Origin of the sequence: Streptomyces sp. WM6378 (assembly GCF_001279695.1) — a bacterium.
In the GTDB taxonomy this organism is placed as follows: Bacteria; Actinomycetota; Actinomycetes; order Streptomycetales; family Streptomycetaceae; genus Streptomyces.
Genome location: NZ_LGDD01000224.1, coordinates 1 through 314, shown reverse-complemented (window position 1 = coordinate 314; position 314 = coordinate 1). Strand labels below are relative to the sequence as shown.

General features: G+C 63.7%; 1 protein-coding gene. It reads right to left on the bottom strand.

Features of this window, described 5'->3' with window-relative positions; genetic code table 11:
- Positions 1–314: DDE-type integrase/transposase/recombinase (locus ADK54_RS18285; protein ID WP_234392121.1), on the bottom strand; the 314-nt coding region annotated here is incomplete at both ends.

The window sequence follows — 314 nt, the reverse complement described above, 5'->3', positions numbered from 1 at the left end:
ATGCACCCGGCGACGTGTCCACGCCGGGCAACCGCGTTGTTCATGGCTGTGACGGCCAGGCGGGACTTCATCCGCGTGTCGATCGAGTAGCCGACGATCCTCTTACTGAAGACGTCCTTGATCGCGCAGAGATACAACTTGCCTTCGCCGGTGGCATGTTCGGTGATATCGGTGAGCCACAGCCGGTTCAGTCCGGTCGCGGTGAAGTCACGGCGGACGAGGCCGTCGTGCACCGGCGGGCCGGCCTTCTTGATACTGCCGCGCTTCTTGCCGAACACGCTCCACCAGTTGTTGTCCCGGCAGATCCGCCACGC